Origin of the sequence: Planomonospora alba, assembly GCF_039534085.1 — a bacterium.
GTDB classification, from domain to species: domain Bacteria; phylum Actinomycetota; class Actinomycetes; order Streptosporangiales; family Streptosporangiaceae; genus Planomonospora_B; species Planomonospora_B alba.
On sequence record NZ_BAAAUT010000098.1, the window covers coordinates 1 to 14,953 of the forward strand.

Consider the following 14,953-nt stretch of genomic DNA (forward strand, 5'->3'; position numbering starts at 1 on the left):
CCGGCACCGCGATGATGCTGCTGATGTGGGCCGCCGAGCTGCCCCTGGTCACCAACCCCTTCATGGACGAGCACATCGTCTACGCCATCGTGATGATCGCCCTGGCCCTGGCCGGCGCCGGCGACACCCTCGGCATCGGCGCCTGGTGGGGAAAGACCGCCCTGGTCAAGCGGCTGCCGATCCTGAAGTGACCGCCCGCGCACCGAGCGCCCGCGCACCGAGCGCCCGCGCGCCGAGCGCCCGCTCCTTCCGACTCCGGGGAGGGCGGGCGCTTTCCGCGTTCCCGGCCGGAGTCCGGTCCCGCCGGTCCTGCCGGTCCGGCCCGCCCGCGGCCCCGGAGTGCGGGTGCCCGCGCTCCGGGCCTGCGAGGACGGGCGCTCACGCCCTCCCCGGCCGCAGGCCCTCCCCGGCCTCCGGCCGGGGAGGGCCGTCGCGCTCGGCGAGCAGCCGCGCGGTCTCCTCGGACACCTCGGTGGCCAGCACGGCCGCCACGACGTCGATCAGATGGCTGGTGAAGAGCCGGTCGTCCTTCCCCTCCGGCCCGGCGGCGCGGCGGGCCAGCTCCACGTAGGTCACCCGGATGGCCATGAAGCGCTGGTGCAGCCGGTTCACCGCGACCTCGCAGAGCAGCGGGGCGACGAGTCCGCGCCAGCGGTTGATGCTCTGGCCGGGGTCGTCCCGCACGCTCCGCAGCGCCGGGAGCCTGCCGCGGTGGACGAGCTGCTCCATGATCCTCAGGTAGGACCGGCCCCCGTCGGGATCGGCCAGCTTCGCGGCCATCGGCCGTACCAGCGCGGCGGCCAGCGCACGGCGCGCCTCGGACTCCGGCAGGGCGCCCCGCGCCTCGTACTCGTCGAGCAGCTGGTGGCGGCGGGCCTCGATCTCGGGCTGGTGCTTGGCCAGCACCGCGGCCAGAAGCCCCGCGCGGTCGCCGAAGTGGTACTGCAGCGCCGTCGAGTTGCGCTGACCGGCGGCCGTGTTGATCTCACGCAGGGACACCCCCTCGATGCCGCGCTCGGCGAACAGCCGCTCGGCGGCCGCCACCAGCTGTCGGACGGTGGCCTCGGGGTTGGGCGGCACGGTGCGCCTCCTTCCTGGCGGGCTCTTGCCGCCTCCTCCGCGGCGGGCTCCTGCGGGCTCCCGTCCGCTCTTGATGGGCCGGGGGGTGCTCGCTAGGGTAATCATGCATGTGACTGAAATCGCCAGGCATCCGCATCAAATCACGGCCGCACCGCCGAGGACAGAGGATTCGCACGCATGGCCATCGACTTCACACTCGCCCCCGAGCACGAGGAGATCCGCCGGCGGGTGCGGACCTTCGTCCAGGAGACGATCATCCCCGCGGTCAGCGGCTTCGACGACGAGGAGAAGGTCCTCAGCCGCGACGAGTACATCCGGACCATCTTCGCGCTGCGCGAGAAGGCCAAGGCCGAGGGGCTCTGGCTGCCCCACATGCCGAAGGAGTGGGGCGGCATGGGCCTGGGCCACGTCGCGCTCGCCATGGTGCAGTCCGAGGCGGCCAAGACGCGGCTCGGCCCGTGGGTGCTCAACTGTCAGGCGCCCGACGAGGGCAACATGCACACCCTGCTGCACTGGGGCACCGACGAGCAGAAGGAGAAGTACCTGCGGCCGCTGGTCGAGGGCCGCATGATGTCGTGCTTCGCGATGACCGAGCCCGAGGTCGCCGGTTCGGACCCCACGCTGATCCGCACGCAGGCCGTCAAGGACGGCGACGAGTGGGTCATCAACGGCCACAAGTGGTTCATCTCCAACGCCCGCCGGGCGAGCTTCGCGATCCTCATCGCCCGCACCGAGCTCGACCTGCCCGAGGGCGCCCGCGGCGCCAACACCGCCTTCATCGTCGACATCCCGCAGGACGGGTGGGACGACGTGCGCGAGGTCGAGACCATGCACGGCTCGACCGGCCACAGCGAGATCGTCATCACCGACCTGCGGGTGCCCGACGACCGGATCCTCGGCGGCCGCGGCAACGGCCACAAGCTCGGCCAGTACCGCCTCGGCCCGGCCCGCCTGGCCCACTGCATGCGCTGGATCTCCCAGGCCGAGACGGCGCTCGACATGATGGTCGAGCGCGCGCTCAACCGCTACAGCCACGGCTCGCTGCTCGCCGACAAGCAGGGCGTCCAGTGGCTCATCGCCGACTCGGCCATGGAGCTGTACCAGTGCAAGCTCATGGTCCTGCACGCCGCCTCGAAGATCGACAAGGGCGAGGACTTCCGCACCGAGGTCTCGATGGCCAAGCACTTCGTCGCGAACAGCCTCAACCGGATCGTCGACCGGGCGATCCAGGTGCACGGCGCGCTGGGCTACTCCACCGACACCCCGCTGGCCAAGATGTTCCAGCACGCCCGCTGGGCGCGCTTCGCGGACGGGGCCGACGAGATCCACCAGATGCGCATCGCCGAGCGCACGATCGCGGCGTACCGGGCCACCGGCTCGACCAAGGCCGCCACGGGAGGGCTTCCACTGTGAACGAGAGCACCGGCACCGGGTTCGGCGCGGGCGGCGGCCTGCTCAGCGGGCTCGGAGGCGAGCGGCCCAGCGCGTCCAACGAGGTCCGCAGCGACCGGCTCGAGGGCAGGGTCGCCCTGGTCACCGGCGGCGGCAACGGCATCGGCGCCGGGGTGGCCCGGCGGCTCGCCGCGGGCGGGGCGAAGGTCGTGCTCGCCGACATCGACGACGCCGCGGGCAAGGAGGTCGCCGACGAGATCGGCGGGGTCTTCACGCACTGCGACGTGACCCGGCTGGAGGACAACCGGGCGGCGGTCGCCGTCGCCGTCGAGCGGTACGGCAGGCTCGACCTGGCCTTCCTCAACGCCGGCATCGCCTCCGGCTTCGGGCTGGGCGACGACTTCGACGTCGAGCGCTACCGCCTGGCCATGGGCGTCAACCTCGACGGCGTCGTGTTCGGCGTGCACGCCGCGCTCCCCGCGCTGCGGGCCGCCGGGGGCGGCACGATCGTGGCCACCGCGAGCATGGCCGGGATCGTCGGGATCCCGAACGACCCCGTCTACGCCGCCAACAAGCACGCCGTCGTCGGCCTCGTCCGCTCGCTCGGCGAGGCTCTGCAGGGCGAGGGCGTCAAGGTGCAGGGCCTGTGCCCGTCGTTCGCCGACACCGCCATCCTGGGCGACGGCAAGGCCCTGCTGGAGGAGATCGGCTTCCCGGTCCTGGACGTCTCGGAGGTCGTCGACACCTTCTTCCGGCTGCTGGACAGCGACGGCACCGGGGAGTGCTGGTTCGTGATCCCCGGCCGGGAGAGCCAGCCCTTCGCCTTCCGCCGCGCCCCCGGCCCCCGGGCCTGAGCCCGCGGGCCCGCGTAGCGGTCCGCCCGCGCGGGCGCGCCGCGGCCGCCGTACCCCGGCCCTCCGGGGCGCGGCGGCCGCGCCTCACGCTCCGTCCGGGCCGTCCTCGAACGGCAGGCCGACGTAGTTCTCCGCCAGCGTCGTGGCGGCGGCCTCCGACGAGGTGACGTAGTCCAGGTGCGACAGCTGCAGGCGCCTTTCGTAGGCGTCGTCGGAGTCGAAGGTGTGCAGGAGGGTCGTCATCCACCAGGAGAAGTGCTGCGCCCGCCACACGCGCTTCAGGCAGGCCGCCGAGTAGCCGTCCAGCAGCTCGGTCGAGCCGTCGGCGTAGAAGCGGGCCAGCGCCTCGGTCAGCACCCGCACGTCCGCCACGGCGAGGTTGAGCCCCTTGGCGCCGGTGGGCGGCACGATGTGCGCGGCGTCGCCGGCCAGGTAGAGCCTGCCGTACTGCATGGGCTCGGCGACGAAGCCGCGCATCGGCGTGACGCCCCTCTCCAGGATCTCCCCGGTGGCCAGCGTGAAGCCCGGCACCGTCTCCAGCCGGGCCGCGAGCTCCGCCCAGACGCGCTCGTCCGGCCAGTCCGCCGGGTCGGTGTCGGGGGGGACCTGCAGGTAGAAGCGGCTGATCTCCGGTGAGCGCATGCTGTGCAGGGCGAAGCCCCGCTCGGTGCGGGCGTAGATCAGCTCCTCGGCCGAGGGCGCGACGCGGGCCAGGACGCCCAGCCAGGCGAAGGGGTAGTCCCGCTGGTGGAGGGTGAGCACCCCCTCGGGGATCGAGGGCCGGCTCACCCCGTGGAAGCCGTCGCACCCGGCGATGACGTCGCAGTCCAGCCGCTCACCGCCGCCGAAGGTGAGGTACGGCCGGTCCGCGCCGATGCCGTGCACGGCCACGTCCTCCACCTCGAAGCGGACGTCGCCGCCCGCGGCGAGCCGGGCGGCGATGAGGTCCTTGACGACCTCCTGCTGGCCGTAGACGGTGATGGCCCGGCCGGGGACGAGCCGCTCGAAGGCGATGCGGTGCCCCGCACCGCCGTAGCGCAGCTCGATGCCGTGGTGGGGGAGCCCTTCGCGCAGGAGCCGCTCGCCCACCCCGGCGGCGACGAGCGTGTCGACCGTCCCCTGCTCCAGCACTCCCGCCCGCACCCGCTTCTCCACGTACTCGCGGCTGCGCCGCTCCAGCACCACCGAGGAGATCCCGCGCAGGTGGAGCAGATGGGAGAGCAGGAGGCCGGCGGGGCCGGCGCCGATGATCCCGACCTGAGTTCGCATGGGGCGAGCATGGTGGGCCGGGACCGCCGCGGTGGAGCCCGCTCTTCCGCTGGGCGGAAGGGCGGCGCGGGTTTTCCCGCGCCGCGCCGTGCCGTGCCGGACCGTGTCGTGCCGTGCGATGCCGGGCGGGCCGTGCCGTGCCCGGCGAGCCGGGGCGCCGCGGCCGATCGCCGGTGGTGATCGGCCGCCGCTAGTCTTCGGCCATGGTCGCCGCGCTGGAGCTCTACCTCGACCCGGCCGCCGAGAAGCGGGTCCGGGCGCTGTGGGACGCGCTGGCCCGAGCCGATGTCCCCTCGATGCGGGACCTGCTGAAGGGCCGGCACCGCCCGCACGTCTCGCTGATCGGTGCCCGGGAGCTGGACGGTCCCGCGGTCGCCGCGGCGCTGACGGGCCTGGCGGCCGCCCCGCCGCTGGAACTGCGCTTCGACTTCGTCGGACAGTTCCTCGGACGGGTGCTCTGGCTGGGCCCGGTGCCCACGGCGGAGCTGCTGGCCCATCACGCGGCGGTGCACGGGCGGCTCGCCGCCGCGGGGATCGACGGCTTCGACGTCTACCGGCCGGGCAACTGGGTGCCGCACTGCACGCTGTCGATGCGCGTCCCGCATGCGGTGCTGCCCGGCGCGATCCGGCTGTGCATGGACTTCCTGCCGATCCGGGCGACCGTGGTCGGCGCCGCCGTCGCCGACCACGCGAAGGACCTCTTCACCCCGCTGTGAGCGGTCCCCGGCGAGGGGGCCTCTTTACCCCGCCGTGAGGGGGGCGGAGTTCACGCGCGGGCGCGCTCTGTCTACGTTGGAGGGGAAGACGGGGGAAGAGTCATGCATGTCATGGTTGACGCCGAGGCCGGGAGGCAGGACCAGCTCCGGGACCTGTACGGGTGGTTGCAGGAGGAGGCGGACCTGCGCGGCCGCGTGGTGATGGAGGAGCGCCCCCCGGAACCCGGGGCGATGGGGCCGGTCCCCGAGGCGCTGCAGGTCCTGCTCGACTCGGGAGGCACGCTCTGCTCGACGGCCGCGGTGGTGGTCGCCTGGCTCCGCACCCGGACCGGGTCGGTGAGCGTCCGGCTCGCCGACGGCGACCGGGAGATCGAGGTCGCCGCCGACGGGCTGCGGGACCTCGACCACGCCCAGGTGGACGAGATCACCGAACGGGTCGTCCGGACGTTCCAGAGGGTCGACAGCCGGGGCTGACCGATGGCCGGGGCGGGACCGTCCGGCCCGGTGACCGCCGAAGGGCCGGCCGGATCGGCGGGGGCGCAGCGGGACGTCCCGCTCCTGCTCTCCTGCCCCGGTACCCGGGTCCTCCTCGTCGGGACCGGCGCGCACGCCCCCGGCTCGCGGCTCCCCGCGGTGCCCGCCGCCGCGGCCACGGTCGAGGACCTCGGCGGCTGCCTGGTCGAGCGGGCCGGTCTGGACCCCGCGAACCTGGTCACACTGGTCGATCCGCCCGACCCCGGCCGGCTGAGCGAGGTCATGTTCCGCACGGCCCAGGAGGCCGCCTCGGTCCTGGTGCTCTGCTACGTGGGCCACGGGGTGGTCGGCTCGAACGGTGAGCTCCACCTCGCCACGCGGGCCACGGTGGACCTCACCCGGGGTGTGGCCGCCTACCAGGCGCTGCCGTACTCGGTGGTGCGCGAGGTGCTCTCGGCATGCCGGGCCGAGGACGTCGTGATCGTGCTGGACTGCTGCTTCGCCGGACGCGCCGGAGGGGTGCCGCGCACCGCTGTCGACTGCGCCTTCGACGCCGCCTGGTCGGGCGCCTACCTGCTCGCCTCCTCCGGCAGGGACGCGGCCTCGTGGGCGCCGCCGGACCGGCGGCACACCGCGTTCACCGGCGAGCTGATCCGCCTGCTGCGCGAGGGCGACCCCACCGCCCCGCGGGTGCTCACGCTCGACCACGTCTACCGCTGCCTGGCGCGGACCCTGCCGGAGAAGGGCTTCCCCCGGCCCCGCCGCCAGGCCACCGACCTCGGCGACCGCCGCCCCTTCGCGGTGAACCCGGCCTACCGCGCGCCCGGCGCCGTGCCCGCGCCGCCGCTGGCGGAGTCCGGGGAGGAGAGCCCCTACCGGGGGCTGGCGGTGTTCAGAGCCGAGGACGAGGACGTCTTCTACGGGCGGGACCGGCTGACCCGGAGCCTGGTGGCGCGGGTGCGGGAGCGGCTGCGCCAGGGCGGCCCGCTGCTGGTCACCGGGCCCTCCGGGTCGGGGAAGTCCTCCGTGCTGCAGGCGGGCCTGATCCCCGGGGTACGGCGGGCGGCCGCCGGAGGCCTGTCCTGCCTCGTCCTCACTCCCGGGAGCGACCCGGTGGGGGAGCTCACCCGCAGGATCGCGCCGCTCACCGGCCGCGACCCGGAGGACCTGCGCGCGTGCCTCGAGGCCGGACCCGACCGGCTGGGACGCCTCCTGCGGGCGGCCGGCGGTCCCGTGCTCGTCATCGTCGACCAGTTCGAGGAGCTCTTCACCGCCTGCCCCGACGAGGCCCGGCGCCGGGTCTTCGTCGCGGCCCTCGCCGCGGCCTGCGGACGGGGAGAGGGCGGGGAGGGGCCGCCCGCCGCGGTCGTGCTGGCGGTGCGCGCGGACTTCTTCGGCCACTGCGCCTCCCACCCCGAGCTGCTGGAGGCGCTGAAGCATCCGGAGATCGTCGGCCCGATGACGGCGGTCCAGCTCCGCGAGGTGATCGAGAAGCCCGCGGAGCGCGCGGGACTCGCCCTGGAGGAAGGACTGGTGAACCTCCTCCTGGAGGACCTCGGCGCGGACGGCCCGTCGGGGGTGAGGCCCGGAGCGCTCCCCCTGCTCTCCCACGCCCTGCTGGCCACCTGGCAGCGGCGTACCGGGAACGTCCTCACCCTCGCCGCCTACCGGGCCTCCGGCGGCATCGCGCGCTCCGTCGCGCTGAGCGCCGACGCCACCCTGCGCCGGCTCGGCCCGCGCCCGCGGTCCGTCGCGCGGGACCTGCTCCTGCGCCTGGTGCATCTGGAGACCGGGACCGACGACACCCGCCGGCGGGTCCCCCTGGCCGAGCTGTTCGGCGGCCAGGAGCGGGACGAGGCGGCCGTGCGGGAGGCCCTCGGCGCGTTCGTCCGCGCCCGCCTGGTCACGGTGGGCGAGGACGGCGCCGAGATCACCCACGAGGCGCTCATCCGCGCCTGGCCGCAGCTGCGGGAGTGGATCGACACCGACCGGGCGAGCCTGCTCGTGTGCCGGCACCTGACGGCGGACGCCGAGACGTGGCAGCGGCACGCGCGCGATCCCGCCTACCTCTACTCCGACAGCCGCCTGGCGGCGGCGCAGGCCGCCGTCCGCGCGGCGGGCGGCGGCCCGGCGGCGCTGGAGAGGGAGTTCCTGGACGCGTCGGCGCGCCGCGACCGCCGCCGCAGACGGACCGCGACCTCGGTGATCGCCGCGCTCGCTGCCCTGCTCCTGGTCGCGGTCACCACCGGCGTCTACGCCCGGCGGCAGGGCCAGGAGGCGCTCGACCAGCGGAACCGGGCCACCGCCCGCCAGCTGGTCGGCACCGCGCTGAAGGTCCCCGACGCCGCGCTGGCCGCCCAGCTGCGCCTGGCGGCCTACCGCCTGGCCGCGATCCCGGAGACCCGCGGGGCGGTGCTGGCCGCCCGGACGCGGCCGCTCGGCGCCCGGGTCCTCGGCCACACGGGCTACGTCTACGACGTCGCCGTCAGCCCCGACGGCAGGACGTTCGCCTCGGCCTCGGCCGACCGCACGGCCCGGCTCTGGGACGTGCGCGACCCGGACCGCCCCCGGCAGACGGCCGTGCTGGGCGGCCACGCCGACGAGGTCAACACGGTGGCGTTCCGCCCCGACGGCGGGTTGCTGGCGACCGCCTCCCGGGACGGCGCCGTCGTGCTCTGGGACCCCGCCGGCCCCCGCCCCCCGCGCCGGATCACGGGGTTCCGCGCCACCGGCCAGAGCGTGAACACCGCCGCGTTCAGCCCCGACGGCGCCCTGCTCGCGCTCTCGTCGGCCGACCGCACGGCCCGGCTCTGGGACGTGCGCGACCCGGCCCGGCCCCGGCAGGCGGCCGTGCTGAACGGCCACACCGAGGAGGTGCGCACGCTCGCCTTCAGCCCGGACGGCCGCACGCTGGCCACGTCCGCCATGGACCGCACGGCCCGGCTCTGGGACGTCACCGATCCGGGCCGCACGCGGACGCTCTCCGTCCTGCGGGGGCACACCCGCCCCCTCCAGTCGGTGGCGTTCGCGCCGGGCGGCGCCACGCTGGTCACCGGCGCCCAGGACGCCACGGTGCGGGTGTGGGACGTGCGCGACCCGGCCCGGCCCCGGCTGACGGCGCGCCTCACCGACGCCACCGACAGCGTCTACGACCTGGCCTTCACCCGCGACGGCAGGCTGGCGGGCACGTCGAACGACAACGGCGTCTACCTGTGGGAGCCGGGCGGCGGGGGTGTGCCGGTCCTGTCGCAGGTCCTGGAGGGGCACGCCGACACCGTCTTCGCGCTCGCCGTCCATCCCGGGAGCGGGGACCTCGTGACCGCCTCGGGCGACCGTACGCTGAGGACCTGGCGCGTCGGCGGGGCGGCGGGCGTCTCCGGCATGCCCGGCCTGGCAGGGCACCGGGGGAGACCCTGGAACATGGCCGTCAGCCGGGACGGCGGGACGGTCGCCGGGGTCTTCGAGGACGGCACCGGAAGGTTGTGGGACGTGCGCGACCTGCGGCGCCCGCGCGCGCTCGGAGTGCTCGAAGGACACCGGAACGGCATCCGGCAGGCCGCCTTCAGCCCGGACGGAGGGCTGCTGGCCACCGCGTCCTGGGACGGTACGGTGCGGGTGTGGGACGTGCGCGACCCCGCCCGGCCCCGGGCCCGGGCCGCCGTGCGCCCCGGGAAGGACCTCGCCCTGGCGGTGCGCTTCAGCCGGGACGGCCGGGCTCTCGTCGCCTCGTCCCAGGACAGGACCGTGGGCCTGTGGGACGTGACCGACCCCGCCCGGCCGGAGCGCGTCGCGGCCCTGTCCGGCCTGCGGGAGAAGGTCCCGCAGATGGAGCCGAGCCCGGACGGCCGGATCCTGGCCGTCGCGCCGACCAGCGGGTCGGCCCACCTGTATGACGTGCGCGACGTCCGGCGGCCGGTCCGGCTGGGCACGCTCACCATCCCCGTGGGCGCGCTGACGGCGGTGGCCTTCGCTCCCGGCGGGCGGGTGCTGGCGACCATGTCGACGGAGGGCGCCGTGGCCCTGTGGGATGTCTCCGTCCCGTCCCGGCCGGCCGCGTCGGCCGTGTTCACCGCGCATCCGGTCCCCGGTCTGGGGGCGGCCTTCAGTCCCGACGGCCGGACGCTGGCGACCACCGGCCAGGACGCCACCCTGCGGCTCTGGGACGTCGCCGACCCCGCCCGCCCCCGGCTCCGCGCGATCCTGCAGCGGGACGACCATTGGATGCACGACGTCAGGTTCCTGGGCGGGAGGGACGCGCTGGTCACCTTCAGCGACGAGGGGATCCGGCTGTGGAGCGCCGATCTCGCCGGGTCGGTCCGCTACGTCTGCGAGCACTCCGGATCCCCGATCACCCGGCATGAATGGCGGCAGCACGTCCCGGACCTGCCCTACGACCCGCCGTGCCGGTGAGGGACCGCCGGCCGTGCCGGTGGGGGGCCGCCGGGCCGCCGGATCGTGGCGCCGCCGGATCGCCGGGGCGCTCACCGCAGCGTGCTCACCGCGGTGTGCTCACCTCGCCACGGTGAGCACACCGCCCTCGCAGGAGAGCACGACCAGCTCGAAGGGGTCGCCCCGGCCCTGCGGGAAGGTGACCTGGACGCGGCCCGCCCCCCGGTCCCGCCACCGCCCGGCCGTCGGCCGAGGACGGTCGTCCGGGCCGGGGCGGAACTCGACGAACGTGCCGTCGGAGCGGAACTCCAGCCCGTCGCGGACCCGCCGTGAGGGCTGGAACGGGTGCTCGGCGGGGCGGTACACCCTCGTCGTCTCGGTGTCCTCCTCGTAGGCGTGCAGCCACGAGCCGACGATCTCCGCGGACCCGGACCCGGACCCGGATCCCGGGGCGGGGCCCTGCAGGCGGCCGTTCATCGAATCCCCTTCCACTGGAGACCTCGGGCTTCAGCCCGGGGGAGGAGGTCAACCGTCCGCGCGGTCGCCGCCGACCAGGCCGATCGCGGTGCGGATGTCCTGCAGGACCTCGGTGACCAACCGCTCGCTGTCCCGGAGCACCCGTGCCACCTCGCCGTCCGGCCGGGCCGCGTGCCCGTCCTGCCCGTCCGTGCCGGCCGTCGCGCCGGGGGCGGCGCCGGGCGCGGGCCAGTGGGCCGGACCGGGAACCGGGCCGAAGGACGGAGCGGGGGCCGCCGCGGAGGACGCGGCCTGGTGCTCCCCGGCGGCGCCGGCCGCCGGGCCGGGAGAGGGAGCGGGGGCGGGGGCGCCCGCCGCCGCACCGGGCGCCGGAGCCGGTACGGCGGCCGCCGTACCGGCCGCGGGCGAGGCGGCGCCGGACGGGACGGGACCGGCCGAGGTGAGCGTGGCGGGAGCGGGGCGGGCGGGACCGGCCAGGGTCCGCGAGGAGACCAGGAAGGAGGCCCGGACCCCCTCCAGGCAGGCGTTCATCCGGGTGACCTGGCCCCGGGTGAACATGAACATGGCGTTGTCGTCGGTGTAGTCCATGTAGTTCATGAACATGTCTCCGTTGGGCCCGTTGCCGCAGGAGATGTGCGGGAAGACGGGGGAGCCGGTGTTCGCGTCGGCCTGGTTCGGCGTGTCGGCGACCCTGTCGTCGCTGGTGCAGGCGCCGTCGTCGTCACCCCAGATGTGGTAGAGGTCCAGCCAGTGGCCGATCTCGTGCGTCGCGGTCCGGCCGCCGTCGAACGGGGCCGTCGCCGTACCGGTGGTGCCGAACGCGGTGTGCAGGATGACGACGCCGTCGGTCTGCGGCGGGCCGCCGGGGAACTGCGCGTAGCCGAGGAGCCCGCCGCCCAGCTGGCAGACCCAGATGTTGAGGTACTGGTCGGTGGGCCAGGGGTCGGAGCCGCCGGTCGCACTCGCCTTCACCGCGTCGTCGAAGCTGAACGACCGCCGCTCGGTCGCGACCCGGATGATCCCGTCCGTCGGCTCGCCCTCGGGGTCCACCGCCGCGAGCCGGAACTCGATCTTCGCGTCCGCGACCAGCGGCCGCCACACCGGCGGCACCTTCTCCCGGTCGGGGTTGGCGGCCCGGAAGTCCCGGTTGAGCACGGCGAGCTGGCTGTGGATCTGCTCGTCGCCGATGTCCTGCCCCGGAACGGCGGGGTTGTGCACGACGTGGACCACGACCGGCAGGGTGACCACCTCCTCGCGCACCGGGGAGCGTCGGCCCCGCTCGTACTGGAGCGCCCGGTTCTCGATCGCCGCGCGCCGGGCGCGGTAGGTGGTGCTCTCGTTGAGCAGCCTGCGGTGCACGAGCATGGTGCCGCACAGGTCCCGGGCCGGCGGCTGCGGGAGGTCTGACTCGGTCACGGCGCTTCCCCTCCTTCGGGAGTCGAACCGGCGCTGTACCGGGGTCGTACCGCATCCGGCGCGGCCTCACGCCCAGGGAACGGCAGATCTTCGCCGGGCGGAGGGGCAGGGGCACCGCCGCGCCCGTCCCGGCGGACGCCGCCGGGACGGGCGGCGGCGTTTCGCCGCGTTCCGCTGGGTACGGTGACCGATGCGCCAGGCCCGGGCCGTACCGCCGGGGCGACAGGAGCAGGAGGACATCATGACCGACCGTTCGGATCCGGAGCGCGACCACCTGTGGGATGAGTTCCACCAGGCGGTGAACATGACCTCGGAGGAGCTGCGGGCCTTCCTGATGGCCTCCGCCTCCGGGGAGGAGGCCTTCCCGGTCGAGGCGGAGCAGGCCATGCCGGAGCTCGGCCGCGGGGTGCTGACCGTCCTGGCCAAGCGCAAGGTCGATCTCACCGCCGACGACCTCGACACGATGCGGCGGGTCGTCGAGCTCGTCGGCAGCATGAAGGACGGGGCCGCCTCGGGCGGCGTGGACGACGAGCGGCGGCGCGTCCTGATGGAGGTCGGGCACGACCCGCTCAGGCCGCCGCGCACCGAGGACTGAGCACCCGCCGGGGCCCGGGTCACGTCCCGGAGCCGGGCTCCGACAGGCGGCGGTGGGCCGCGGCCTTGGCGGCCTCCGGGGCGACCTTGGCGGCCCCGGCCATCAGCTTGTTCTTCACCGACCCGGCGACCACGTGGTCCTTGCCGGCCATGAGGGCCTCGAAGCCTGCCCGCGCGACCTCGGCCGGGTCGTCCTTGGGGCCCGCCCCGATGCGGGTGTCCTGCATCCCCGCGCGCTCGAAGAACTCGGTCTCCGTCGGTCCCGGCATCAGCGCGGTGACGGTCACGCCGGTACCCTTCAGCTCCTCGCGGATCGCCTCGGCGAAGGAGAGCAGGAACGCCTTGGAGGCGGAGTAGACGGCCTGGAACGGGCCCGGCATGGTGGCGGCGACGGACGAGGTGAACAGGATCCGCCCGCGGCCGCGCCCGGCCATGTCCCGTGACATCCGCTTGGCGAGGTGGACGGCGGAGGTGACGTTCAGGTCGATGAGCCTCAGCTCGGCGCGGAGGTCCGTCTCGCGGGCGAAGTCGCCGCCGACCCCGATCCCCGCGTTGATCGCGACGGCCTCCACCGGGCGGCCGGCCGCGGTGGCCGCGCCGTACAGCCGCTCGACGCCGTCGTAGTCGGCGAGGTCGACCCGGAGCTCCTCGACGCGGGCGCCGAGCTTCCGCAGGGCGCGGGCGGCCGGGGCGATCTCCTCGTCCTCGGCGGCCACGAGCAGGTCGAAGCCGTTGCGGGCGAACTGCCCGGCGAGCTCGTAGCCGATGCCGCTGGAGGCGCCGGTGACCACGGCCAGGGGCCTGGCCGGTGCGGTGTCCGTCGGGTCCATGGGTTCGCTCCTCTCGTTTCGGGGCGTCTCCGCCCGTCTGCCCGCCCGTCCGGGATTCACACCGCCGCGCACGGCCCGCTTCCGTCCGCGCGTTCCGCCGCCCCGGGGGCGTCCGCCGCGCACGGCGACGCGCGTTCCGGGGGCGTCGGGCGTCTCGCGGAGGGTGGCGTGCTTTCCGGGGCGTCCGTCGCGGACGGTGACCTGCTTTCCGGGGTGTTCGCCACGCAGGGTGACGGGCCCTGTCGGGACGTCTGCTCCGGGAAGGGGTTTCCGGCGCGCGCGGGTGGGGTAAATGGCCGCTGCGACCGTCTCGCGCCGCAGGAGGAGACCTGCCGGCGACAAGCCTGCCGGGCGGGTCCGCGCGGCAGGCCGGTCGCGCCAAGAGCGTGCGAGGCCGTGCGGGCCTGCGCGGGGCCGCGCCGTCCCGAGGCCGGTCCGGAGCCGCCCGCGGGCCCACAGGATCCGCGGCGCGCGGTCCCTCTTCCGCAGACCGGTCGCGGGACCCGGGCGCCGGGCCGCTCCCGGCCGGGGCGCCGACCGGCGCCGCCCGCCAGCACACCGATCGGATGTGAGCACCCTGACCTGTGATGATGCGGTCTGTGACGATATGGCGTGCGGTGACGCGGCCTGTGACGATGCGGTCCGTGACGGCGCGCCGGCCTCCGGCGGCGCGGCGCGGCGCGTGACGGTGGTGGTCGCCAGCCGGGACCGCCGCCGCGATCTCGAGCGCTCCCTGGCCCGCCACGAGGGCCCCGTCATCCTCGTCGACAACGGCTCCCGCGACGGCAGCCCGGCCTTCGTGCGGCGCCGCTTCCCGCACGTGCGGGTGATCGAGCTGGGCCGCAACCTCGGCGCGCAGGCCCGCAACGTCGGGGTCCGGCACGCCGCGACGCCCTACGTCGCCTTCGCCGACGACGACTCCTGGTGGGCGCCCGGCGCGCTGGAGCGGGCCGCGGACCTGCTGGACGCCCATCCGCGCCTGGCGGTGCTGGCCGGGCGGCTGCTGGTGGGGCCGGAGGAGCGGCCGGATCCGATCTGCGCGGACATGGCGGGCTCGCCCCTCGGGACCGAGCCCGACCTGCCCGGTCCGAGCGTTCTGGGGTTCATGGCGTGCGGGGCGGTGGTGCGCCGGGAGCCCTACCTGGCGGCCGGGGGCTTCGACGACGTCGTCTTCTTCTACGGGGAGGAGGAGCGGCTGGCCGTGGACCTGGCGGCGGCCGGCTGGGGGCTGGCCTACGTCGACGGCGTGGTCGCCCACCACCACCCGTCGCCCGCCCGCGACCCGCACGCCCGGCGGGTCCTGGCCGTGCGCAACGCGCTGCTCACCGCGGTCCTGCGCCGGCCGTGGCCGGTGGTGGCCCCGCACGCGCTCGCCGCCGCGCGCGACGGGCCGGTGGGCAGGCGGGGGCTCTGGCACGCCGCCCGGCGGCTCCCCCGGGCGCTGGCGCGCCGCCGGCCGCTG

12 protein-coding genes and 1 pseudogene are annotated in these 14,953 nt (G+C 75.5%); 8 read left to right on the forward strand and 5 right to left on the reverse strand.

Translation table 11 applies throughout. The features are described 5' to 3' along the window. A pseudogene (locus ABD823_RS33040) lies at positions 1-191 on the forward strand (hypothetical protein); the annotation flags it as partial. 187 nt (positions 192-378) lie between these two features. On the opposite strand, the gene ABD823_RS33045 reads toward ABD823_RS33040, so the two are convergent. Then, positions 379-1,080 carry a TetR/AcrR family transcriptional regulator gene (locus tag ABD823_RS33045; RefSeq protein ID WP_344866636.1) on the reverse strand — a complete coding sequence of 234 codons (702 nt, stop codon included), beginning with the start codon at positions 1,078-1,080 and terminating at the stop codon, positions 379-381. Positions 1,081-1,257: 177 nt separating this feature from the next. Between ABD823_RS33045 and ABD823_RS33050 the strand changes: the two genes are divergently transcribed. After that, positions 1,258-2,493, forward strand: a complete 1,236-nt coding sequence (locus tag ABD823_RS33050) for an acyl-CoA dehydrogenase family protein (protein ID WP_344866638.1) — start codon at positions 1,258-1,260, stop codon at positions 2,491-2,493. Continuing rightward, positions 2,490-3,326, forward strand: a complete 837-nt coding sequence (locus tag ABD823_RS33055) for an SDR family oxidoreductase (protein ID WP_344866640.1) — start codon at positions 2,490-2,492, stop codon at positions 3,324-3,326. Before ABD823_RS33050 ends, ABD823_RS33055 begins: the two co-directional genes overlap by 4 nt. Before the next feature lie 84 nt (positions 3,327-3,410). Here the strand turns inward: ABD823_RS33055 and ABD823_RS33060 are convergent, their stop codons facing one another. Beyond that, positions 3,411-4,595 (reverse strand): 4-hydroxybenzoate 3-monooxygenase, encoded by a 1,185-nt coding sequence (locus ABD823_RS33060; protein ID WP_344866642.1) that lies wholly within the window; start codon positions 4,593-4,595, stop codon positions 3,411-3,413. Positions 4,596-4,798: 203 nt separating this feature from the next. Here ABD823_RS33060 and ABD823_RS33065 point away from each other — a divergent pair, with 203 nt between their 5' ends. From ABD823_RS33065 to ABD823_RS33075, 3 genes are all read left to right on the forward strand, one after another. Then, positions 4,799-5,311 (forward strand): 2'-5' RNA ligase family protein, encoded by a 513-nt coding sequence (locus ABD823_RS33065; RefSeq protein ID WP_344866644.1) that lies wholly within the window; start codon positions 4,799-4,801, stop codon positions 5,309-5,311. A 102-nt stretch (positions 5,312-5,413) separates the two neighbouring features. Continuing rightward, positions 5,414-5,785: an effector-associated constant component EACC1 gene (locus ABD823_RS33070; RefSeq protein ID WP_344866646.1), complete on the forward strand. Its 372-nt coding sequence runs from the start codon at positions 5,414-5,416 to the stop codon at positions 5,783-5,785. Between the two features lie 30 nt (positions 5,786-5,815). After that, on the forward strand, positions 5,816-10,195 hold the full coding sequence (locus ABD823_RS33075) for a caspase, EACC1-associated type (protein ID WP_344866648.1): 4,380 nt from the start codon (positions 5,816-5,818) through the stop codon (positions 10,193-10,195). A 99-nt stretch (positions 10,196-10,294) separates the two neighbouring features. Here the strand turns inward: ABD823_RS33075 and ABD823_RS33080 are convergent, their stop codons facing one another. Beyond that, a complete protein-coding gene (locus tag ABD823_RS33080; protein ID WP_344866650.1) occupies positions 10,295-10,651 on the reverse strand; it encodes a hypothetical protein in 357 nt (118 codons plus the stop codon). Positions 10,652-10,699: 48 nt separating this feature from the next. Next, a complete protein-coding gene (locus ABD823_RS33085; protein WP_344866652.1) occupies positions 10,700-12,067 on the reverse strand; it encodes a zinc metalloprotease in 1,368 nt (455 codons plus the stop codon). A 241-nt stretch (positions 12,068-12,308) separates the two neighbouring features. Here ABD823_RS33085 and ABD823_RS33090 point away from each other — a divergent pair, with 241 nt between their 5' ends. Continuing rightward, positions 12,309-12,662 (forward strand): DUF3140 domain-containing protein, encoded by a 354-nt coding sequence (locus ABD823_RS33090; protein WP_344866654.1) that lies wholly within the window; start codon positions 12,309-12,311, stop codon positions 12,660-12,662. Positions 12,663-12,681: 19 nt separating this feature from the next. On the opposite strand, the gene ABD823_RS33095 is transcribed toward ABD823_RS33090, so the two are convergent. After that, a complete protein-coding gene (locus tag ABD823_RS33095) occupies positions 12,682-13,491 on the reverse strand; it encodes an SDR family NAD(P)-dependent oxidoreductase (protein ID WP_344866656.1) in 810 nt (269 codons plus the stop codon). 682 nt (positions 13,492-14,173) lie between these two features. On the opposite strand from ABD823_RS33095, the gene ABD823_RS33100 reads away from it, so the two are divergent. Further along, a partial coding sequence (locus tag ABD823_RS33100; RefSeq protein WP_344866658.1) for a glycosyltransferase family 2 protein occupies positions 14,174-14,953 on the forward strand: 780 nt, incomplete at its 3' end.